Origin of the sequence: Protofrankia sp. Cj3 (assembly GCF_917627355.1) — a bacterium.
GTDB lineage: Bacteria > Actinomycetota > Actinomycetes > Frankiales > Frankiaceae > Protofrankia.
Genome location: NZ_CAKJTR010000038.1, coordinates 8,502 through 30,765 on the forward strand (window position 1 = coordinate 8,502; position 22,264 = coordinate 30,765).

Genomic DNA, 22,264 nt, shown 5'->3' on the forward strand with positions numbered 1-22,264 from the left:
TGCCGAAGGTCGTGGCACCACTCGCCGACCTCACCAACCGGCGCCTGCTGTTGGTGCTGATGCTCTGGCGTTCTCGCGACGCTCGACTGATCGCGCTCGGCCCGCGCCATTGCCTCAGCCATCGTCCCCCCCAGGCATGCGTCCCCTACGAGACCAATCCCTACCCCCATACCCCGTCGGTATCCCGCGTACGGCACAGGCGGGCTAGTGCCGACGACCGTTGCTGCCACCAGCTGCCACGATCCGAGTTTCACACTTCATCAATAGCTTTGCGTCCTTAGGACGATTTCTGCCGAATAGACCGTTTTCGATCTGTTCAGGTAGCGAGGGTGAAGCTCGCCGCGGGCAGCTCGGCGCGCCGGACGCGGAGCCGACAGCCCGCGCAGGCGGTTGCTATCGCCATTGTCGCGGAAAGCTGTCGTCGAAATCCGGGCATTTACCCCATGAAACGATCATCCCTGCATCCACCGTAGGGAAGATTAATGCACGCGGGGGACGCGGACAGCCGCCTTATCGCTTTACGGTAACCATCTCATGGACAAACGTGCCACAGAACCTTCGTGCCACAGAACCTTACCGAGGGGTCGGTCAATGTGCATCTGCAACAACGTGTGAAGTGCCGCTCGCGCTGGAGTATCGCTCGGTCATCGAGTACCACAACGATGTACTCACGGGGCCTCTCGAACGGTTCGGGCCGCCTGGCGCGGGCATCACAACCTCCCGCGCACATACATCGAAGGCCGCGACTCGCGCTTGTTCCTGACGGCCAGTCCGCTCCGTCACCGACTGTTCTCGTAGCCTAGCCGAATTAAGTCCCATATCAGGTGAAAAGACATGGAATCGGGTTGATCGGTGATGGCAGGCAGCCGCGCTCACATCGACAAGTGGATCAGATCGCGTGCCAACGCTGGCGCGATCCTTCCACCACGGTGGAGGAGCTGGCCGTCGAGAGTTTCGCTCATGGCTTTGCTCGGACTCGGAGTTTTGTCCTGGAAACTCGCCGGTACGAGCGGTCCAACATGGTTCGACGCTTCGGTGCAGTCTCGGCTTGCCCATCGATTTGCGCATGATCAGAACCTGTTCAGAATCATCGCATGCCTTGGTGCGCCGGTTTCCGTCCTGGTCGCCTCAGTATCGCTCGCTTTACTCTGCGGGGCCATACGCGCCGGCCGGGCAGCATTGCTGTGCTTCTTCGGACCGCATCTGGCGGGCGCCCTCGCGGAGTGGCTCCTTAAACCACTTGTCGGTCGTCGGTTCGACGGCGACCTGGCATTTCCCAGCGGACACACGACTGGGGCGGTGAGTGTAGCAGTGCTCCTTGCAGTACTATTTCTGCCTACTTCCGCACTGGGCTTTCGAATTGTTTGGCCGGCGAGAGCGGCATTCTTGCTGATCGCAATAACCTACGGCGCGGGCGTAGGTATAGCGCTCGTCATACTTCAAGCGCATTACGCAACAGACATCCTTGGAGGTATTGCTGTCGCAGTGGCCGTGATTCTCACGCTCGCCCGTCTTCTCGACTTTCGCGCACCGCGAGCGAAAGCCAGGAGCAGCGGCTTGCGTTCCTGGGCAGGATACGGGTCACCTGGAGGAAGTCTCGGACGACGACCAGCACTGCTTGGTCGCCACCGTTCCCGCCCTGGCCCGGTCCAGCAAGGTACGGCTGAACCGGGCGAACACTCCCCGGCGGTGTACCCGTGACGCGACTCCGGGTGGCCACTGTGATCACCCGCATGCAGGACGGCGCCGGGGCGGTGGCCCTGGGCGGAGCACGTGCGCTGAGACCGGAAGCCGTCGAGGTGACGATCGTCACGGGCAGCGGCGGCCGGCTCCTTGACGAGGCCGCCGCAGCGGGACTCGAGGTGATCGTAGAGCCCTCGCTATGCTCCCCGATCGCACCCAGGGACGATGCGCGGGCGCTGTGCCACCTCAGCGCGCTCTTCGCGCGGCGGCGGTTCGATGTGGTACATACCCACAGCGCCAAGGCGGGCGTGGTGGGGCGGATGGCCGCGAGCCATACCGACGTGGCAAAAATCGTGCACACCTTCCACGGTTTCCCGTTCCACGAGTTCCAGTCGCGGGTGCGCCGAGAGGCCTACGTGCAGGTCGAACGCTGCCTTGGCCAGATCACCGACACCGCGCTGTGTGTCGGCACGGCGGTGTCGGTGGAGGCGGTGCGGCGTGGGCTGATCCGACCCGAACGGATGCGCACGATCGGTGTTCCGATAGACACCGGCGCGGTGATCCGGTCACCGCAGACACGTGACCACGCCCGGCGAGCGCTCGGTCTGCCGAACACCGCACTCGTGGTTGGCATGGTCGGGCGGGTGTCTTACCAGAAGGCGCCGGAGAACTTCGTCACCGCACTCGAGTTGATGCGCCGGCTCGACGTGATTGGGATCTGGGTAGGCGGCGGCGAACTCGCCGAGCGGCTACAGGAACGGATCCGACGGGCCCTGCCCGGAGCGCGCATCGTCTTGGCGGGCGAGCGGGCAGACGTGCCGCGCTTGCTGCCAGCGTTCGACGTGTTCGCCCTGCCGAGCCGGTACGAAGGGTTGCCAGTGGCGATCGTCGAGGCCATGATCTGCGGGATTCCAGTGGTGGCGACAGCGGTCAACTCCGTGCCGGATGTGGTTCGCCCGGGTGAAACCGGATTGCTCGTACCGCCGCAGCGCCCCGACCTACTCGCCGACGCCCTCGGACACCTGCTCGACCGGCCAGAAGAGGCCGCCCGGATGGCAGCAGCAGCGCGCGCCCAGATCGACGACCGTTACAGCGCGCAGGCATTGGGAAACACTTTACTCGATGTCTATACCGCCGCGCCGAACCGAGGGAGCCGGCAAGCCCATTGTGGCCACTTCTGACGCGGATTCGCCAGGTTATGCGCCATGTGTATCGCGTGCTCAAACCGAGCGGGCCTTGGTCCCGACCTGATGCGTGTGCCGGACTTCGTCCGTGTTGCGGTAGCTGGCGTAGTGGGTAATGCCTCGAGGGAAACGTAAGTACGGAGTGAAAGCCGATGGCCGTGAGGGGACGTACAAGTATAGGTGTCATGCTGGTGTTGCTGGCGGCAGCGGCTCCAGTCCGGATCTACGGCATTCCCGTGCTTGGGTCGATAGCCGTTCTCGATGTGGTGCTGTTGCTCGCCGGGCTGGTGCTCTATATCGAGACGGCTTCGCACAGGACGGTCAATATAGGCTATACGCCCATATTCCAGCTGCTCTGCATCCCATTGCTCGTGACCGTGCTGTCCGCTACATGGTCGCAGGACCTTGCCAGGACAGGCAAGGCTGTACTGATCAATATAGAAGGAATCATTGTATATCTCTATATGGTCAGATGCACGAATCATCTGACCATGACGCGGGTGCTACGACTCATGCGGTGGTACCTGGTATTCCTGCTCGTACCCGTCGTACTGTTGCTGCTGAAGGTCCCCGGTTTCGCTCCTCAGGAACCAGGTCTGTCCCAAAGCTCCGGTGATTATATCTCCTACTACACCCGCTTGTCGCATCCGTTCCTTGGCAGGTCGAACAACCTCGCGACCGCACTCACCGCTCTTGTTATTCCGTTGCTCTGGTGTGGGACGAGATACCGGGACGGGCGGTCGGCCAGAGTTGGGGCGCTTGGGCTCGCCGCAATTATCCTGACATTCTCTCGTGGCGTGCTGCTCGCGCTGCTCATTACCGCTGCCGCGGCGATTCTTACTCGTCCGATGCCACAGTACGGCCGTCCTGGCCGGTCTGCCCGCGTTGGCAGTACTGTTTTCGCCGCTGTCTCGCTTCTGCTGGTCGCGGCGGCGCTGCTCTACGAGCTCAACCCGGACACGCATCTGTTTTTAGGTGACCGCGCAAGCACAGTCAACGTCGCCGAACGCGGCTCGCGCTTTGAGCTGGCGTACCATTATATAACTGAGCGTCCTCTACTGGGTTACGGTGCCGGAGCCATTCCAGGTAGCAACCAACAGCTTGCGAACGGTGTCCATAATACCTATCTGCAGCAGCTTCTCGCCTTCGGGCTGCCGCTTGGGCTACTCGTAATTGGCAGCATGCTAGGGCTTGCTCGCTTCTTTTTCGCAACCGACCCACCCAGCCCGGTGCGGCGTATACTCGGATTCACACTACTCGCCCAGCTGCTGATTTTCGTAACCGAGTCGAGCTTCGAGGGCACGGTGCTGCGAGTGCTGTTCTATCTGAGTCTGGGGCTTGCTGTCGGTTTGGTCCGAGCAGTCGAAGTACAGACACCATCAGGAGCAGAAGCAGTGGTATCCACAACAGTCGGAACTGTCCGCACAGTATTTCATGAGCGAGCCACAGCGATCAGCAAGGGAGGCACAGGTGATGGCTGACGTACTGCACGCGGTGACCCCGTATGGACGGGGTGCGGGCAGCTCACGGGTGCGTGTGCTGGAGTGGCTAGACCGCATGGACCGCAGCCGACTGTCTTCGGTCGTGCACACCTACCTGGGGCACCACAATTCCAGCCCGCGGTACCTGCTGCGACATCCGGTGCGGGTTGCCATTGCGGAATGTCAGCTATACGATATAGCCGGCAGTTGCCCGTCACGGCTGTTACTACACCGTGAGGCATCCCCATTGAGCCGCGGCTGGCTCGAGCAACGCCTATTCAATGGCGCGGACCTCGCAGTATACGACTTCGACGACGCGTTGCAGTGGGACACCGGCAAAGGTGCACTATACCGGCGATATGCCCCGAAAGCGGCGAAGACGCTAGCCGCCGTGCGGGCTGCCGACCGCGTACTCGCAGGCAACTCGCTGCTGGCAGAGTGGGCGTCCACATACAACCGGGACGTCCGGGTCATTCCGAGCTGTGTCTCCCTGAATGCTTACGATTCCAAAACAGACTACGAGGTTCGAGACCCGCCGCGACTGGGTTGGATCGGCTCCGTGTCCACCGAGCGTCACCTGCGCCTGATCGCCCCAGCGCTGCACGAGGTCCACAGGCGTACAGGCGCGAAGCTGACACTGGTGGGCGCGGCTGGAGAGCGCCTCGGCGCGCTGGAGCGGGTCATCGACCGGGCACCATGGTCGGAACAGGCGCAGCGGCATGAGATCGCGCGCTTCGATATCGGGCTCATGCCCCTGTACGACGAGCCCTACGCTCGGGGTAAATGCGCCTATAAGTTACTACAGTACCTCGCTGCGGGTACCCCTGCCGTGGCCAGTCCGGTGGGTGCCAATCGGGATGTCCTGCGGCTCGCAGGAATGCCGGCACCAACGAACACGGACGAATGGATTGAGGCGCTCCTCGGCCTTATCACCTTGTCTGGCAGCAGCCGATTGGCGTGCAGTAGGCGAGCCCGGCAGATGGTCGGGGAGCGCTTTTCCTATGATGCCTGGTTCACTCCGTGGCGTGAGGCGGTCGGTCTAGCATAATGGATGTATTCTGCCTGAAGGAAGCTCATCGTCCTCTATTGATTTCGCCATGACACCGCAGCCACCCACCGCGGGCGACCAGATACCCATGCACATCCCAACTGTCGACATCGTTATTGTCAACTGGAATACCGGTCACTACCTTCGGAACTGTATTCAATCACTGGTAGTAGCACAGCGAAACGGTTGGCGGCTCGGGCATGTCATCGTCGTTGACAACGCGAGCTCGGATGGCTCCACACAGGATCTACCGCGGCTTGCGGCGCCGTTAACGGTTGTTGTGAATAGAAGTAACGTCGGATTCGCTGCCGCGTGCAACCAGGGTGCTGCGCTCGGCAGCGGCGACTATGTGCTCTTCCTAAATCCAGACACACAGGTTTTTCCCAGCGCGCTGTCGGCGGCCGTTGCTTTTCTGGAAAACTGCGCAGGCAGCAGAATAGGCATCTGTGGCGCACAGGTCGTGAATGCGTCGGGAAACCCAGCATCATCGTTCGCGCGGTTCCCGACTCTCCGTGGAATAACAGGCAGAATGACGGGGCTGGACCAAGTAGCGCCTCGCCTTTTCCCTCGCCATCAGTTCGATGATCAAAAAACAAGCGGCCCGGTTGACCAGGTCATCGGTGCATTCTTCTTCGTCCGCCGGCCGCTTTTTCAGAAACTTTTCGGATTCGATGAAGGTTACTTTCTCTACTACGAGGAAGTCGACTTCTCGCTGCGCGCACGGCAGCTCGGCTGGATCTCCTATCATCTGCGCGAAGCGGTCGTCTTTCACGCGGAGAATATCAGCTCGGAACAGGTTGTTGCCGCCCGGCTGTTCCATTCGCTGCGTAGCCGCACGGAGTTCGCTTACCGGCACTGGTCATGGGCTGCCAGGATTACCCTGATTGTACTGAACGTCATGGTCGAGTTCCCAGCTCGCTGTATTCGCGCAGCAGCATCCCGCGACTGGGAGCAGTTCCGTGATGCCAGAGCCGCATACATCCGTTACCTACGCTACCTGGCCCGCCATAATCATACCCAGAATGCCACCCTTTTTCCGTAATTGTGCGGATATACTGAAAATCTCTGGCAAGAAATTTTGTCGTGACCTACCGCCTTCTTCCTCCCATCCGCACTGTATCGATCGTCGAACACCCGTGGTCCTTCGGTATCAGCGACTGGTTCACCTTAACGCCACTAACCTTGATATTGATCGCGGTGGGCGACGGGCGCGTTCCGATGAACGGTGAGACCATTGCTGTCGACTCGACAAGGCGCAGCGCATAGGACCGGACAGGCTGTCTCCCAGATGTCGGCGCGGACGTAGCTCCCTTCGACGGGTTTGTGGGGACGCGCCGATGTAGCAGCAGGCTCAGGGGGCCCGAAGTGGGACTGATCACGCTTAACGAGATAAGATCGCTTCTTGCCTGTCCCCGTTGCGGTGCCGCACTTGTCGATACGAACGTCACGGAAATTTCCGGCATCGAAGCCATGTCTGGTCTGTCCTGCACGCGAGACAGCTGCCCATACCACGCCACCGCATTTCCATGGGTGCGGCGCTGGCCGATTCTTGTGGACTTCGAGCGCAGCGTGATATCTCGAACGGGCGTGACACAAGCGGTGGACATACCGCCTGTGTCCCCCGCCATGGGCGGTTGGGCAACGTGGCTGCGTGGCCTGATACGGCCGAGGAACCGCGTCGCGCAGCACAACATCACTCGCATGTGTGGACTACTGGACGGACATTCACCACTCGTTCTCGTAATCGGAGGAGGCACGGTCGGCAACGGAGTGGAAGGCTTGTACCGCGACCGTTCGCTGCGGCTGCTCGCGTTCGACATCTTCGCCAGCGACCACACCCAGTTTGTTGCCGACACGCACCAGATCCCACTGGCGGACTGCAGTGTCGACGCGATTGTGGTGCAGGCCGTCCTCGAGCATGTGCTGGATCCATGGCAGGCTGTGAACGAAATGCATCGAGTGCTCAGTCCGAACGGGCTCGTATACGCGGAGACGCCTTTCCTCCAGCAGGTGCACGCCGGTGCTTACGATTTCACCCGTTTTACCGAGTCCGGACATAGATGGCTGTTCCGAAGGTTTACCGAGGTGGACCGAGGAGTGGTTGCGGGCCCCGGCACACAGCTGTTGTGGACGGTCGATCACCTCGTCCGCAGCGTGTTCCGTCGAGCGTGGCTGGGACGAGTATTTCGACTGCTGCTTTGGTGGCTCCGTCTGCTTGACGCCGCGGTTCCCGATCCGTTCGCCGTCGATACGGCGTCAGCGGTCTTCTTCCTAGGCCGCAAGTCCGACCATGCCATCAGTCCACGTGAGGCGGTCGCCGGGTATCGGGGAGCACAGTGGGTGTCGTGACACCAGCATGCATCTCGGGTAGCGTGGAAGAGTGATGTTGCTGGTCGCGACCTGGCGCTCTATATCGGCACGGCTTCGCGTGGGATGGTCGATCCCGTCACTAAATATGATCGTTATGTGAGCCATAATAGGCGGCTAACGGCGCCAGGCCCCGGCGGACGGTCCGTCCACACAGAACTCCGAGGCCGAGCAGTGCCGGTATGCCTGCCATTCCCAGACCTAGCATTCCGCGCCATGGTGTAGCGGCTACGAATATTTCGCCCGTCACAGTCAGGAGTGCGGCGACCGATATCGTGGCAAACCACTGTCGAGGAAGCGAATCCTCACGCAGGCCTGCCAGTCGCCGACACAGCCGCATGAAGTACAGAGAGGCGAGGATGAGCGCGGCAGCGGTGGCGGAAACCACGCCGACCATGCCGAAAAGCAGCGCAAGCGGTACCGTCAAGATCATATTGAGCACCATAGTTACTACTGAGTAGCGAGTCTCAAGACCGGGCTGACCGACCGCGCGAACAAAGCAGGTACGCATACCGGTGAGACCCACGTGCACGCTGTAACCAGCCATCAGTACCGCGGCGACGAGCCCGCCCAGGAGGTAGTGTGGGCCAAGCCAGATCTGGACACCAAAGCTGGCCGCGGCTGTCGCCACAGCACCGTAACCGAACACGGCAGGCAGCCATCGGGACTGCAGCGCCTGGAACGCGCCGACGGCGCCGTCCATCCCACCTCGTGCGTACGCTTCGGTCATGCGTGTCAGGATAGGTGGGAAAGCATAGAGCGGCAGGCTTCGCAGCGCGGACGCCACCTGATAGCCCGCAGCGTAGATTCCAACATAACGTATGGGTAGCAGCGCGCCAATGACGAAGGCATCGAGTTCACCATTAAAGAAAGATGTGAGCGATGAGGCCTGCATTCGGGTCGCGTAATGAAAGAATTCTCGCCTGACAGGTTTGGCGGGCAACAGAGGACGTTCAAGCCGCAGGTGCCGGGCAGCCGCAAAGAGCCCGCCCAGGAGAATAACCAAATATCTGGCCGCGGTAACGGGGACGAGCGCAATGAAGGGGTCGCCGCTCTGAGTGAAAAGTACAACACCGACTACGTATATAGCCGAGCTGGCGACGGTGATGTTGGCCAACGACAGGAAGCGGCCATTGGCCTGCAACAGCGCCTCAGCCGAGTCGCTTGCCAGGGCCAGCGTGACGAGCGGACCGAGCCAACCGAGCATGTCAGTCGTCTGCATCCGCAGTGAGGGCGCCATGTGCAGACGACTCACGACAGCTGGAGCGAACGCCAAGGCTACGGATGTGATCACTAGACCGGCCACGAGGAAAACGCATAGAGATCCAATGAGCAATCGGGTGGAACCCACACGGTCGTCACGGGCGGCGTGCACCGCATAGAACCGGGTGAGCGATGCGCCGACGCCGCCGTCCAAGGTCGTTAACGTGGCGATCAGGACGAACAGCAGAGACCAGATCCCAAAACCGTCAGGTCCCAGCACGCCGATAAGGTACGGAGTCAGGATAATATTTGTAATAAGGGGACAGGCCTGCGCAAGTCCATTGAGACCGATGTTCGACGAGAGCCGAGTACCTGACCGCGGTATCAGCGAGAGAGATCGGCGCCAATGGTGAGGATGTTTGTGCACTGCACCTCCTGCCACGACAACAAATCATGAATATTCTCAGGCCCACCAGCTCGGTATCTCGACCTGAATCCCCAGCTGATGCATAACAGATCAGCTGGTACGACCTCGCGCTGATCATGTTTCCGACCAAGCCACATGATCGAGAATCTGCCACTCGCTCATGTTCATGTGTCAGTAGGCTCCGGTAAATGCGGCCTGTCCAGCCTGCTCTGTACCGGTGGCTTTCCGAACGAAAATACCTACCAGACAGTAACGCACAACCTGACATTATGACTAGTCGAGGATCGTTAATCATGATGGGGGCACTGATCACTTTCCATCCAGGATAACAAGCGGCGCAGGCAACTGCCACATATTTATGATCATGAGATCGACTGCTAACTCACCGTGCCCGCGCCTTCGACGCTTCGCTGTCGTCAGCGCTGACACTTGAGATTCCGGCGCGCTGGCTCATGCAACGGCAGTAGAAGAATTCCCCCCTGATCCGGAGGCGGTGCCGCTCGGTCAACACATAGCGTAAATCAGCAACGTGTTCGACCTGCAAAAAAGATCCAGATAAATGGAAATCATGATGGAGTCAAGTGGAATCCATGTCGCATTGACATAGCCTCCTCGCCCACATCCTACGAGGCGCGGTTTAGTCAGCCTGAATGGAACAGTCCTGGGAGACGAAAGGATATATAGGATGCGAGGCCTTATGGCATTTGGACGCGGGCCCCTGTCAGTGCATTGGGGCCCGCAGCCTCGAGAAAATGACGAAAAGAAGCATAAGTGCACGCCTGTAGAAGGCCGACAAGGTTTTCTTGGTCGCCCCGCTTCCTCACAACAGGGGCTTCGTACCCTGGTGGTCGGTGCCGGCGCAGCTGGTCGGACTCTCATCCGGGACCTTCGCCGGGTACCAGACTACGGGCTGCAGCCGGTCGGCCTACTCGACGATACACCCGCCACGCGGCCGGTTGCCCGTCTTCCCATATTTGGTGGTCTCGCCGATGTCCGGCGGATCGTCATCGAACAGCGGATCGACGCCGTTCTCATTGCCATTCCGTCACTGCCGTCTGATCGGCTCCGTGCTTTGACCCGCGAGGTGGCAGCGACCGGCGTACGTGTCCGCTACCTGCCGTCCTTTCTTGCCGCAGTCGAACGTGACGCCTTCGCGACCGACCTGCGCCATCCGGACCTGGGCGCCCTGCTATGCCGCAAGGAACGGCAGGTTCTGCAACCGACAGGGCGAACGGCGATTGCTGGGAAGCGGGTTCTGGTCACCGGAGCGGGAGGTTCCATCGGCAGTGAGTTGTGCCGGCAGCTACGCAATTACGAGCCCATGTCCGTACACATGCTCGACCACGACGAATCAAACCTGCATAGTCTGCAGCTCCAGCTCGACGGAGATGCGCTCCTGGACACCGATGACCTGATTATCGCCGATATCCGGGACGCGGAACGAATTCATCATGTTTTCCGGTCGATCCGACCGGAAGTCGTATTTCACGCGGCGGCGCACAAGCACCTTCCCTTGCTGGAGCGGCATCCCTGTGAGGGAACGAAGTCCAACGTTCTCGGCACACATCATCTCATGCAGGCAGCCTGTGAGCACCACACCGAACGGTTCGTACTCATCTCGACGGACAAGGCCGCTGACCCGAGATCGGTACTTGGTGCGACCAAACGACTGGCCGAGATGATTGTCCAGGCAAACGCGGAGGGCGTAGTGAGCGCCTGCACGGTCCGCTTCGGCAACGTCCTCGGCAGCCGCGGGTCATTTCTGAACGTCGTAGCCGACCAAATCGGAACTGGTGGGCCGGTAACCATAACACACCCTGAGGTCACCCGTTTTTTCATGACGGCGGAGGAGGCGGTCGGGCTGGTCCTCACAGCGGTGTCATTGGCGGAATGTGGTGAAACATTCGTCCTTGACATGGGCGAACCGGTCCGCATCGTGGACCTTGTCCACAACTATGCGGGGCAACTGCACCGGCCGGACATCCGCATTCAGTATACTGGGCTCCGGCCCGGCGAGAAACTGCACGAGACCCTGTTCAGTAAAAGTGAGCAGCGGCTACCCACGTCGGATCCGGCGATTTGGGCGACCCGATCAGAGGAATTGCCCGACAATTTCGCTGTCCGGCTCGAGGAACTGTACGCGGCGTCCGCAGCCGACGATTCACGAAGGGTACGCCAGCTGCTCAGTTGCCTGCTGCCCAGCTACGTCCCCGCATCGACCGACACGCACGAATTCTCCGCCGCGCTTGCGGCGCCTTACGCAGACGATTTCTGATAAACATTCTGATGCGCATGTTCCCACACGCGTGGCTTTGAGAAGCATATTGCGCGGCCGTCGGCCACCGACAGAGATGGTGTGATGGCCAACCGCTTACGATCACATAATCCGTCGGGTTGGGAGCCCGGGTGGGAGAGGATGACATGGAAACATTGGTGACAGGCGCCGCCGGGTTCATCGGGTCGCATTTGTGCGAGGCGCTACTCGATGCGGGGAACAGCGTGCGGGGGCTGGACGCCTTCACCGGCTACTACTCCCGGGCGAGTAAAGAAAAAAATGTTGCACGACTGCGTAGACATCCCGGCTTCAGGCTCGTGGAGGCGGATCTCGCCGAGGTGCCGTTGACATCCTTTGTCACTGGCGTCGACACGGTATTTCATCTGGCCGGACAGCCTGGAGTACGCACATCGTGGGGACCAGAATTCGATTTCTATGTGCGTCATAACATCGTCGCCACCCAGCGTCTGCTGGAGGCCTGCCGCGGTCGTCAGATACGTAAGCTGGTCTACGCCTCCAGCTCGTCCGTGTACGGCCACAGTGAGAAATATCCGACACCGGAAACGCTCTCAGCCCAGCCTTTTTCGCCCTACGGTGTGACAAAGCTGGCAGCGGAACATCTGTGCGAGGCGTACAACCAGAACTTCAACGTCCCGATTGTCTCGTTGCGCCTCTTCAGCGTATATGGACCACGGCAACGGCCGGATATGGCATTCGCGCGGCTTATCCATGCGGCTCTTTCCGGCACCAAGTTCGAGATCTTCGGGGACGGCGGACAGACCCGCGATTTCACTTTTGTCGACGATGTCGTGAACGCAATGCAGGACGCAGCCAAGTCCCCATGGTGCGGGATTGCGAATATCGGTGGCGGATCTCGTACCTCACTGAACAATGTCATTGAAATCGTTGAAGGGCTTTGCGACAACGTCGCTGTTCACCGCGGTCGCCGAGTCCCAGGCGACATCCGCCACACTGCCGCCGACACGTCGGTCGCCACCGCAAATTTCGGATACCGGCCGCGGACATCGCTGCCTGAAGGACTGGCCGCGATGGTCGCCTGGGACAGGTCTGCTGAGAAGGTGCTGATCGGATGAATGCCCGCTGGCTTCCTGCCCCGCCGCCCGTCGTGGATCCTGAGCAGATCCCCGCAAGCCCGCCGCCGGTTCGTATCAAGGTCCTGCATGTAATCACCCGCTTCGAAGCGGGAGCGGGTGCCAACACACTGCTGTCAGCGATCGGAATGGATCGACACCGCTACGAAGTATGGATTGCCGGACCGGAAACCAGTCCGCTGTGGGAACGAGCCGAACGTGCGGGGATCCGGACTGTCCGTATTCCCCAGCTCCGCCGTGAGATGGCGCTGGCCGCAGACCTTTTGGTACTGGTCCGCCTGGTCAGGCTGATACGCCGGGAGCGATTCGGTATCGTGCACACCCATTCGGCGAAGGGCGCCTTCCTTGGCCGGCTCGCTGCGCGGCTGTGCCGTTCGCCGGTGGTTATCTACACGCTGCACGGCCGTGAACCGTGGTGGCCGCAGCCGGACGCCTCCTGCTCACGGCCACGCGAAGTCATGCCGGCTGCTCTCCAGATTTCCGGCTTCCTCCAGACCTTTTCCTTTCTCGAGCGCGCCCTACGGTCGGCAACCCACGGCTTTGTCGCTGTCTCACCATCCGTAGCACGCGACTCTGTCCTGGCTCGGATCGCGGCGCCGGGGCGGGTGGAGGTGGTCCCGTCAGCCGTCGATCTCGACGATATACCTCACGACACCGATCAGACCGTGCGGGCCGATCTCGGAATCCCAGACGGGTTCCCGGTCGTGGGAACAGTCACTCGGCTCGACCCGCAGAAAGCCCCACTCGACTTCGTCCGGATGGCTGCATTGGTGGCGGCCCGCCGGCCTGGCGTTCGGTTCGTGATGGTCGGCGATGGGGAGCAGGCAGCCGAAGCTCGTACTCTGGCCAGCCGCCTCCGAGTAGACATTCTGTTCACCGGCTTCCGTTCCGACGCTGCCCGGATCGCATCAGCCTTCGACGTGTTCGTCGTGAGTTCACTGTATGAAGGCGTCGGACGGTCAGTAACGGAGGCGATGGCCTCCGGTCGAGCCGTGGTCGCCACCGCGGTGGACGGCATCTTCGATCTTGTCGCGCCCGGCGCGACCGGTATCCTCGCCCGTCCAAGAAAACCCGAAACTCTCGCCGAGTGTGTGTGCTGGCTGCTCGACCACCCGCTGGAAGCCGAACGCATGGGAACACAGGCACGGGCTTATGTGCGAGAACTATTCACTCGGCACAGAATGTGTACAACCCTCGATGAAACGTACACCAGGCTCCTCGGATTCGAATCCGTACCGCTCGATCAGCCGCGGCATTCGTGGGGACCCCGTCAGCACCATCTCCCCATGACGAAGCTCGTCAGCACCACGGCGCTCCCAGAACGGAAGCGACAATCAATGTGGACACCCGAATGAGACGACCGCCTGACGTCGACCCGGCTGCTAGCACCGCTGAATTTCAACGGACAACCGGTGGCGAGAGATACGGGGTGGACGAGCTGGCATCGGCGGGACCGGGAATCCCGCCGAGTACCGCTCGGCGCATCCTGGACGTGGTGGTGTCCGTGATGGCGCTGGTGTTGCTCTGGCCACTGCTGGTAACAGCAATGATCGTCGTCCGTATCGACTGCCCTGGTCCTTCTCTCTATCGCCAGGTTCGCGTGGGGCAGGGTGGGCACCGCTTCATGCTCTACAAATTGCGCACAATGCGGGTGGATCGCAGTGGCCCAGAAATCACCGCTCTCAGCGACCCCCGCGTCACCCGCGTCGGGGCATTCCTGCGGCGGACGAGCCTCGACGAGCTGCCACAGCTGGTCAACGTGCTGCGTGGCCAGATGACGCTCGTCGGCCCCCGTCCAGAAACGTTGGTGCTGGCAAGGCGTTATCCCGTGGAATATCGGTGGATTTTCAACCACAGACCCGGCCTGACGGGGCCCTGCCAGACCCGCTGCCGTGACCGGACCCAGCTGCCGCCCGGGATCATTGACATCGAGTATTACTACCTCTGTTATCTGCTCCCCCAGCGGGTCGCGCTGGACGAATGGTATCTGCGCCAGCCGACCCTCAGACGGACCATGCGGATGCTCTGGGACACCGCCCGGCACCTCGCCGGCCGGCCGCTCCGTCCACTCCGCTGATGAAAGCGCACGGGCGGCCACACAACGTGCTCCGCACGACCCGGTTGATCGTGGTGCCGGTGTTGCTGGATGGCAGCCTCATACAGCAGACGTAGGACCAGCGGGCCGGCAGCCCGATGCGTATTGGCACGGCTCTTTTTACCCTGGTCGTCAGCGCAAAATAAGGGCGAGTTCTCAGACAGCGACTTCGAAAGGAGGAGAAGAGCGTTGAGGTCGTAAAGTCAAGAAGGATTGGAGGATTGGTGGAAGTCGACGAGGCAGCGGCCCGCATTCTACGTCAGTACTGGTGGCTGATCACCACCAGCGTGGTAATTGCGCTCGTGCTTGGCGTGCTGGTTGCCCGCCCGGCCGACGGCCCGCGTTTTCGCGCCGCAGCCCGGGTTGTCCTCGCTCAGAAGGAGCCAAGCGACGCGACAGAAGCTGCGGCCGTCGTCAGCGAGGCGCGCGCACGCGTTACGAGCCGGTCCCTTGTGTCCGCCGCGCTTAAACAAGCACACATCGATCGTGACGTCAATTCACTGATTCGGGATATCTCCGTGCACAGTCTTGGTACATCATCGATAGTCGAAATCGAAGTTACTGACAGCGACGGCAGCGCTGTCGGGCCAATCACTCAATCACTCGCCGAACAACTGGCCCAGACACGCAACGACGCACAACTCGGCGGGCTTCCCACTATCCTGGCCGCGATCGATCGACAGGTCGACGCGCTGACCATACGCCGGGCGGACGTCGCAGCCAAGCTGGGAGGCCTGCCGTCGGGTACCGAGCAACAGCAGCTGCTAGCCCAGCAAGCCGAGCTGGACCGTGAGATCGGGGGCTTCACCGCACAACACGCACAACTCGCCACAAACGCGGCTAATATCCCACACACGGAGATTGTCGACCCTGCACAACGTGTCGCATCCCGGCAGACTCCACTAGCCCGGCACCTCGCGATCGCAGGCCTGCTCGGCTTCTTGGGGGGCGTTGTCCTTGCCACGACCGTGGAGATGGTCAGACCCACCGTGCCCGACGCGCGCAGGTTGGCCCGGCTGCTGGCCTGCCCACTGCTCGGCCGGGTATCGCGCCGCGACGGCCGACTTTTTCCAGCGGCGGGCCTTCCGTTCTCCCTGCGCACGGCTGCCCACCGATCCGGTGTTGACACAGTCGTACTCACCGCTATGCGCCCCGATGATGATCTTGCCGAGCTTGCGGTCCGGTTGAACGCTGCGCTTGCCGGCAGACCGCCGTCTGACACGGCCAGTGTGGAACCAAGCATACGGATGACGGACATAACAGGCATAAAGGAAAAAGAAATGGTCGAAACAATGCAACAGGGAGCCCGGAGCGGGCCTGCCAAGCGGGGAGACCGGGATGCGGCCCGTGCCACTTCCGGTCCACCAGCGGCTGATCTCAACGGCCAGGGCGCTGACGACGTCGCCCCGGTGGTAAGCCCGCACGCCCACGCGGAACAACTGGTGCGTGTCCGCAACCTGGCCGCACTTACCGACGAACCCATCCCGTCGGCCGGGCTCGTCGTGACCCATACAGGGTCCGTGCCCAGGTCGCGGGTCGCGCCGGTCAAGAACTTGTTGGCTACAACCGGATGGCCGTTGCTCGGAGTCATCGAGACACCCGCCGTTCGTCGTGGAGCCGAACAGCGATGATATCCCTCGCACCCGGCGTACACCGGACACCTCGTCGGTCCAGGCAGACAGACACCGACGGTCGGGTTCCCTTCGCCAGCACCGAAATAACCGAGGAGGCGCAGCAGGCGGCCGTTTGCGTGCTGGCCAGCGGATGGGTAACGGCCGGCCCGGAGACCGTCAGCTTCGAGAAGGAATTCGCTTCCTGGGTCGGCGCACCTGAAGCAGTGGCTGTCAGCTCCTGTACAGCGGCAGTCGAACTCGCTCTGCTGGCGCTCGGACTACCGACTGGCGCCAAGGTTCTTACCCCGACTTTGACCTTCTGCGGGGCGGTACACGCCATCGTGCACGCTGGTCTGCGGCCGGTTCTTGTTGACGTGGATGAGGAAACCCTGACGGTCTCGCCCGAAGGTGTCGCTGCCGCCGCCCGCTCAGGCGCCGCCGCAATGATCATACAGCACATGGCGGGCTACCCCGCCAACGTGACGTCACTGGCTGAGGCCGCCGGGCTGAAAACCGGCTCGGTCATCGAAGACGCCGCACACGGCCTCGGCGCTGCCGTCGGCATGCAACCGGTCGGCTCTCTGTCCGGAGCGACCTGCTTCAGCTTCTATGCCACCAAGGCCCTACCTATCGGCGAAGGCGGAGCCATAACAACCGGGGATCCGCAGTTGGCGTCCAGGCTACGCCGCATGCGGCTGCACGGGATGAATCAGGATGCGTGGCGGCGCTACCTGCCCGGAGGCTCCTGGCAATACAGCGTCGAAGACCGCGGTCTCAAAGCCAACTTCACCGACATCCAGGCCGCGATCGGTCGCGCCCAACTGCGCCACCTCGATCGTTGGCAGCGGTGCCGGGCAGCGGTAGCGGCACGCTACGACGCGCTGCTCACGGCAGTACCGGGAATTGCACTGCCACCGCGGCCCGAATCCGGCCGACATGCCTGGCATCTTTATGTAGTCCGTATCCTACCGGAATTCGGCGTCGACCGGAACACCACGATCGAGATACTTGCCGAGAACGGCATCGGCACCTCGGTGCATTTCATACCAGTCCATCAGCATCCCTATTTCCGAAGGCTGCTCGGTGATGATGCCTGTGCCTGCCTCCCAGTGGCTGACCGGATCTCTCCCCAACTTCTCTCGCTGCCGCTTCACCCGGCTCTGGCAGATGACGACGTAGAACGGGTGTGCGCGGCACTCACGCGGATCGCCCGGCAGGCGGGCTGACCCACCCCTGCGTCCGTCACGTGGTTCCGATTATCGGATCATCATCCGTGGCCGCGCTGCCTCCGCCCTTCCCGCCCGGTCCAGGGCGCTGGATTCGGGCAGCGGCGAAGGCGGGCCCGCGGGTGGGTCGGTGTGTCATGCTGGGGAGCGCGACAGCAGTGGAGGAAGCCGGTGGGAGTCCGGCGCGGTCCCGCCACTGTCACCGGGGAGCAACCTCTCACCGTACGTCACGGCCGCGACAGCGGTTGGAAGGCCGAGAGGAAGCGCTGATCCGGAAGTCAGGATACTCCGGCCGTCCGCACCGTTACCGAGGGCGAGGAAACCCGAGGGGGGAGTGTGGTATGCCCACGCACGCTTATGACCCGGTGATCAGCACACGACTCGGTGCACGATCCGGCGCACCGCGGCACCGGGCACCATGACGGCCTACCCACTGTCCGCGGTTGTGGGCATGGACGACCTGCGGCTCGCGCTCCTGCTCAACGCGGTGTCACCAGCGATCGGCGGAGTGCTCGTCCGCGGGGAGAAGGGCACCGCCAAGTCCACAGCGGTACGGGGTCTTGCCGTGCTGCTCCCGCCCGTGAACGTGGTGACCGGCTGCCGGTTCTCCTGCGACCCGGGCGCGCCCGAGCCCGACTGCCCCGACGGGCCACATCCACCTGAGGCCCGGCCGACCACCCGTGCGGCACGTCTGGTGGAGCTGCCGGTCGGCGCCTCCGAGGACAGGGTCACCGGGGCGATCGACCTCGACCGGGCGCTCGCCGAAGGCGTCACCGCGCTGCGCCCCGGGCTGCTCGCCGCCGCCCATCGGGGCGTGCTCTACGTCGACGAGGTCAACCTCCTGCACGACCATCTCGTCGACCTCCTGTTGGACGCGGCCGCGCTCGGCGTGGCCCACGTCGAACGCGACGGGGTGTCCGTTCGCCATGCCGCCCGCTTTCTGCTGGTCGGGACGATGAACCCCGAGGAGGGGGAGCTGCGCCCACAGCTGCTGGACCGCTTCGGGCTGACCGTCGAGGTAGCCGCCAGCCGCCAGCCACAGGTGCGGGCCGACGTGGTGCGCCGCCGGCTGGCCTACGACGCCGACCCGGCCGCTTTCGCCGCCAGGTGGATCGATGAGGAGGCCACACTCGCGGCAAAAATCCTCACCGCTCGTGAACGGCTACCTGGTGTCGGGCTGCCCGATCCCGTCCTGCGTCAGGTCACCGCGGTCTGCGCCGCGTTCGACGTGGACGGCATGCGCGCGGACGTGGTCGTGGCCCGCACCGCGATGGCGCTGGCCGCGTGGGAGGGCCGGGTGACCGTCGACACCGACGACGTCCGCCGCGCCGCCCTCCTGGCACTGCCGCACCGGTGCCGCCGCGGCCCGTTCGACGCGCCCGGCCTGGATGAGGAAACCCTCGTCCAGGCGTTGGACGAGGCCTGCGAGGACAAGGCGCGTGCCAAGGACGATGCGCGGGCGCACGCCGGAGCGCCACCCGCCGACCCAGGCACAGGCACAGATCCAGACCCGGCCCCGCCCACCGGCGGCGGGGGAGACGGCGGTCGCGGAGGCGGCGGCAGGGGGCCGGCACCGAGCGGGCCGGGAACGACAGCGGAACAGGCGGCCGGAGCGGACGTCGTCCCATCCCCGCGTCCCGCGGAAGGCAGCGGCGCCGGAGGTGGGGATGGGGAACGCGGGGATGGGGGCCCCAGCGGGCCCGAACCCGGCGGTGGCGCGGCGCGGGCGCACCGTCGCGCCGGCAGTCCTGGCCCGTCGTTTCGCCCGCGCCGCCTGGAGGTCCCCGGCACCGGGACGCTTGCGGGCGCGGCCGGCCGGCGCGCACGCGCCCGTACCTCCCGCGGTGCGGTCGTCACCACCTCCCCGGACGCGCCCGGCCTGCACCTGCCGGCAACCCTGCGAGCGGCCGCGCCCTGGCAGCACGCTCGTGGACGTACCGGCCCAGGGCTCGTGCTGTGTCCCGCTGACCGGCGCGGGGCGGTCCGCCAGGGACGCGAGGGCAATCTCGTCCTGTTCGTGGTGGACGCCAGTGGTTCGATGGCCGCCCGTGCCCGGATGCGTACGGTCACCGGCGCCGTGCTGTCCCTGTTGCTGGACGCCTATCAGCGTCGCGACCGGATCGGAATGATCATATTTAGGGGTTCCCGCGCCGATCTCGTCCTTCCCCCGACGTCCAGCGTGGAGGTCGGCGCGGCACGGCTCGCGTCCCTGCCGACCGGCGGTCGTACCCCGCTCACGGCCGGGCTTACCCGTGCGGGCGAGCTCCTCGCTACCGAACGCCGCCGTGACCCGCACCGGCGGCCGTTGTTGATCGTCGTCACCGACGGCCGTGCCACCGCGGGCCCGGATCCGATCGCGGCCGCGCGGACGCTGGCCCGCACCGGCGTGGCGAGCGTCGTCGTCGACTGCGAGAGCGGCCATGTCCGCCTGGGCCTGGCCGGACGCCTCGCGACCGCGCTGGGCGGCACGGCCATCCCGATCGACGCCCTGTCAGCCACTGCTTACCAGACGGCTACGGCTCACCAGACGGCCAGCCGCGCGGCCAGGGGTACGGCTGGCCCGCGGAGAGCCGATCCGCGGAAGGCCGCCTAGACATGCCACAGGGACAGCCCAGCGTCGTGCCCGACGACGGCCTGACCACCCGAACGCGCCGGGACCGGGCGCTATTGATCATCCATACCGGCGATGGCAAGGGAAAGTCGACCGCGGCGTTCGGGCTCGCGCTGCGGGGCTGGGCACAGGGCTGGGATGTCGGGGTGTTCCAGTTCGTCAAGTCCGCGAAATGGCGGATCGGAGAGGAACGGGCGCTGCGCGCCCTGGCCGCGACCGGCGAGGGCGGCGCCGTCACCTGGCACAAGATGGGCGAGGGCTGGAGCTGGGTACAACGCCGGATCGACCCCACGGCAGAACCAGCCGAGGCCGCCCGCGAGGGCTGGGCGCAGATCCGTCGGGACATCGCCGCGCAGACCTACCAGCTCTACGTCCTCGACGAGCTGACCTACCCGCTGACCTGGGGATGGATCGACACCGACGAAGTCGTCGAGGTGCTGCGTACCCGCCCGGGACGCCAGCATGTCGTGGTGACCGGCCGCGCCGCGCCGCCCGCGCTGGTCGACGCCGCCGACCTGGTCACCGAGATGACCAAAGTGAAGCATCCGATGGACGCCGGGCAAAAAGGCCAGCGGGGGATCGAATGGTGACCGCCCCGGGCCTGCGCCCGCCCCAGCCGGTGATCCCACAACTGGTGATCCCACGGCTGGTGATCGCCGCCCCGGCGAGCGGTGCCGGCAAGACCACCGTGGCGACCGGGCTGATGGCCGCGTTCACCGCCCGCGGCCTGCGGGTCTCCCCGCACAAGGTCGGGCCGGACTACATCGACCCGACCTACCACGCCGTCGCCAGCGGACGCCCCGGCCGCAACCTCGACGCCGTCCTCTGCGGGGAGCACCGGATCGCGCCGCTGTTCGCCCACGGCGCCCACGGCGCCGACCTCGCCATCGTCGAGGGCGTGATGGGCCTGTTCGACGGGGTGTCACTGCCCGGACCCTGCCAGCCCACCGACTTCGCCTCGGCCGCCCATGTGGCCCGCCTTCTCGACGCCCCGGTCGTGCTGGTGCTCGACGCGTCCGCCGTGGGCCGCTCGGTGGCCGCCACCGTGCACGGCTTCGCCACTTGGGACGACCGGGTGCGCCTGGGCGGGGTGGTGTTCAACCGGGTGGGCTCGGCCGGTCACGAACGGCTGCTGCGGGACGCGGTCGCCGGTCTCGGTATCGCCGTGCTGGGCGTCGCGCGCCGCGATGATCGGGCCGCGGTGCCATCCCGGCATCTCGGGCTCATGCCCGCGGCCGAGCGGGCACCGGCCGCGGCCGAGGCTGTCGGCGCGCTCGGCGCGCTGGCTACCGCATCATTCGATCTTGATGCCGTACTCGCGCTCGCCCGGTCAGCACCGCCGCTGCGCGTGCGGCCCTGGTCGCCGGCCACCACCATCCCCACCGTGATCCCCACCGCGGCACCGGCACCGGCACCGGCGTCGGCGTCGGACCGGCCGGCGCGGATCGCGGTCACGGGCGGGCCGGCGTTCACCTTTGGCTACGCCGAACAGGTCGAGTTGCTGCTGGCCGCGGGAGCCGAGGTGATCACTGTCGACCCGCTGCGTGACGAGGCCCTGCCGAGCGGCTGCGACGGGCTGATCATCGGTGGTGGCTTCCCCGAGGAACACGCATCCGCGCTCGCCGCGAACACGACCCTGCGCGCCGACGTGGCGGCGCTGGCGGACCGGGGCGCGCCGGTCGTCGCCGAGTGCGCGGGCCTGCTGTACCTCGCCCGTTCCCTGGACGGGCATCCGATGTGCGGGGTGCTCGACGCCGACACCGCGATGAGCCCCCGGCTCACCCTTGGTTATCGACGGGCCGTGGCCGCCTGCGACAGCCCGATTGCCAACGCCGGTACCCCAGTGACCGCGCACGAGTTCCACCGCACAGCGGTGCTGGCTGCCCGCGAAACCGCCCGCACCGGGGCCGCACGGCCGGCATGGCGTGTCGAAGGCCGA

The 22,264-nt window shown here is 64.1% G+C and carries 15 protein-coding genes, 1 pseudogene and 1 riboswitch; of the genes and pseudogenes, 15 read left to right on the plus strand and 1 reads right to left on the minus strand.

Features of this window, described 5'->3' with window-relative positions:
• Window positions 1-960: 960 nt before the first annotated feature.
• From MJ783_RS23580 to MJ783_RS07545, 6 genes are all read left to right on the plus strand, one after another.
• Window positions 961-1,701 carry a phosphatase PAP2 family protein gene (locus tag MJ783_RS23580; protein WP_370651484.1) on the plus strand — a complete coding sequence of 247 codons (741 nt, stop codon included), beginning with the start codon at window positions 961-963 and terminating at the stop codon, window positions 1,699-1,701.
• Between the two features lie 20 nt (window positions 1,702-1,721).
• Window positions 1,722-2,864 carry a glycosyltransferase gene (locus tag MJ783_RS07525; RefSeq protein ID WP_239309488.1) on the plus strand — a complete coding sequence of 381 codons (1,143 nt, stop codon included), beginning with the start codon at window positions 1,722-1,724 and terminating at the stop codon, window positions 2,862-2,864.
• A gap of 188 nt (window positions 2,865-3,052) precedes the next feature.
• Window positions 3,053-4,348, plus strand: coding sequence for an O-antigen ligase (locus MJ783_RS07530; RefSeq protein WP_239309489.1), 1,296 nt, complete (start codon window positions 3,053-3,055; stop codon window positions 4,346-4,348).
• Window positions 4,341-5,396: a glycosyltransferase family 4 protein gene (locus tag MJ783_RS07535; protein WP_239309528.1), complete on the plus strand. Its 1,056-nt coding sequence runs from the start codon at window positions 4,341-4,343 to the stop codon at window positions 5,394-5,396. Before MJ783_RS07530 ends, MJ783_RS07535 begins: the two co-directional genes overlap by 8 nt.
• A gap of 88 nt (window positions 5,397-5,484) precedes the next feature.
• The gene (locus MJ783_RS07540) at window positions 5,485-6,438 is read left to right on the plus strand and encodes a glycosyltransferase family 2 protein (RefSeq protein WP_239309492.1); all 954 of its coding nucleotides are present in this window, start codon (window positions 5,485-5,487) and stop codon (window positions 6,436-6,438) included.
• A gap of 659 nt (window positions 6,439-7,097) precedes the next feature.
• Window positions 7,098-7,745, plus strand: a complete 648-nt coding sequence (locus MJ783_RS07545; protein ID WP_370651487.1) for a class I SAM-dependent methyltransferase — start codon at window positions 7,098-7,100, stop codon at window positions 7,743-7,745.
• Window positions 7,746-7,845: 100 nt separating this feature from the next.
• Here MJ783_RS07545 and MJ783_RS07550 read toward each other — a convergent pair whose 3' ends face one another.
• On the minus strand, window positions 7,846-9,393 hold the full coding sequence (locus tag MJ783_RS07550) for a lipopolysaccharide biosynthesis protein (RefSeq protein WP_239309496.1): 1,548 nt from the start codon (window positions 9,391-9,393) through the stop codon (window positions 7,846-7,848).
• A 724-nt stretch (window positions 9,394-10,117) separates the two neighbouring features.
• Here MJ783_RS07550 and MJ783_RS07555 point away from each other — a divergent pair.
• From MJ783_RS07555 to MJ783_RS07595, 9 genes and pseudogenes are all read left to right on the plus strand, one after another.
• The gene (locus MJ783_RS07555; protein WP_370651492.1) at window positions 10,118-11,668 is read left to right on the plus strand and encodes a polysaccharide biosynthesis protein; all 1,551 of its coding nucleotides are present in this window, start codon (window positions 10,118-10,120) and stop codon (window positions 11,666-11,668) included.
• 146 nt (window positions 11,669-11,814) lie between these two features.
• Window positions 11,815-12,762, plus strand: a complete 948-nt coding sequence (locus MJ783_RS07560; protein ID WP_239309499.1) for an NAD-dependent epimerase/dehydratase family protein — start codon at window positions 11,815-11,817, stop codon at window positions 12,760-12,762.
• Window positions 12,759-14,135 carry a glycosyltransferase gene (locus MJ783_RS07565; RefSeq protein WP_239309501.1) on the plus strand — a complete coding sequence of 459 codons (1,377 nt, stop codon included), beginning with the start codon at window positions 12,759-12,761 and terminating at the stop codon, window positions 14,133-14,135. Before MJ783_RS07560 ends, MJ783_RS07565 begins: the two co-directional genes overlap by 4 nt.
• Window positions 14,132-14,857 (plus strand): sugar transferase, encoded by a 726-nt coding sequence (locus MJ783_RS07570; RefSeq protein ID WP_239309502.1) that lies wholly within the window; start codon window positions 14,132-14,134, stop codon window positions 14,855-14,857. The genes MJ783_RS07565 and MJ783_RS07570 overlap by 4 nt, the downstream gene beginning before the upstream one ends.
• A 242-nt stretch (window positions 14,858-15,099) precedes the next feature.
• A complete protein-coding gene (locus MJ783_RS07575) occupies window positions 15,100-16,506 on the plus strand; it encodes a hypothetical protein (protein WP_239309504.1) in 1,407 nt (468 codons plus the stop codon).
• A gap of 86 nt (window positions 16,507-16,592) precedes the next feature.
• Window positions 16,593-17,714 carry a DegT/DnrJ/EryC1/StrS family aminotransferase gene (locus MJ783_RS07580; RefSeq protein ID WP_370651494.1) on the plus strand — a complete coding sequence of 374 codons (1,122 nt, stop codon included), beginning with the start codon at window positions 16,593-16,595 and terminating at the stop codon, window positions 17,712-17,714.
• A 161-nt stretch (window positions 17,715-17,875) separates the two neighbouring features.
• A riboswitch (cobalamin riboswitch) is annotated at window positions 17,876-18,003 on the plus strand.
• Between the two features lie 129 nt (window positions 18,004-18,132).
• Window positions 18,133-20,307: a VWA domain-containing protein gene (locus MJ783_RS07585; RefSeq protein WP_239309508.1), complete on the plus strand. Its 2,175-nt coding sequence runs from the start codon at window positions 18,133-18,135 to the stop codon at window positions 20,305-20,307.
• A 2-nt stretch (window positions 20,308-20,309) separates the two neighbouring features.
• Window positions 20,310-20,915 (plus strand): cob(I)yrinic acid a,c-diamide adenosyltransferase, encoded by a 606-nt coding sequence (cobO, locus tag MJ783_RS07590; RefSeq protein WP_239309510.1) that lies wholly within the window; start codon window positions 20,310-20,312, stop codon window positions 20,913-20,915.
• A pseudogene (locus MJ783_RS07595) lies at window positions 20,909-22,264 on the plus strand (cobyrinate a,c-diamide synthase); the annotation flags it as partial. The gene cobO and the pseudogene MJ783_RS07595, both read left to right, overlap by 7 nt.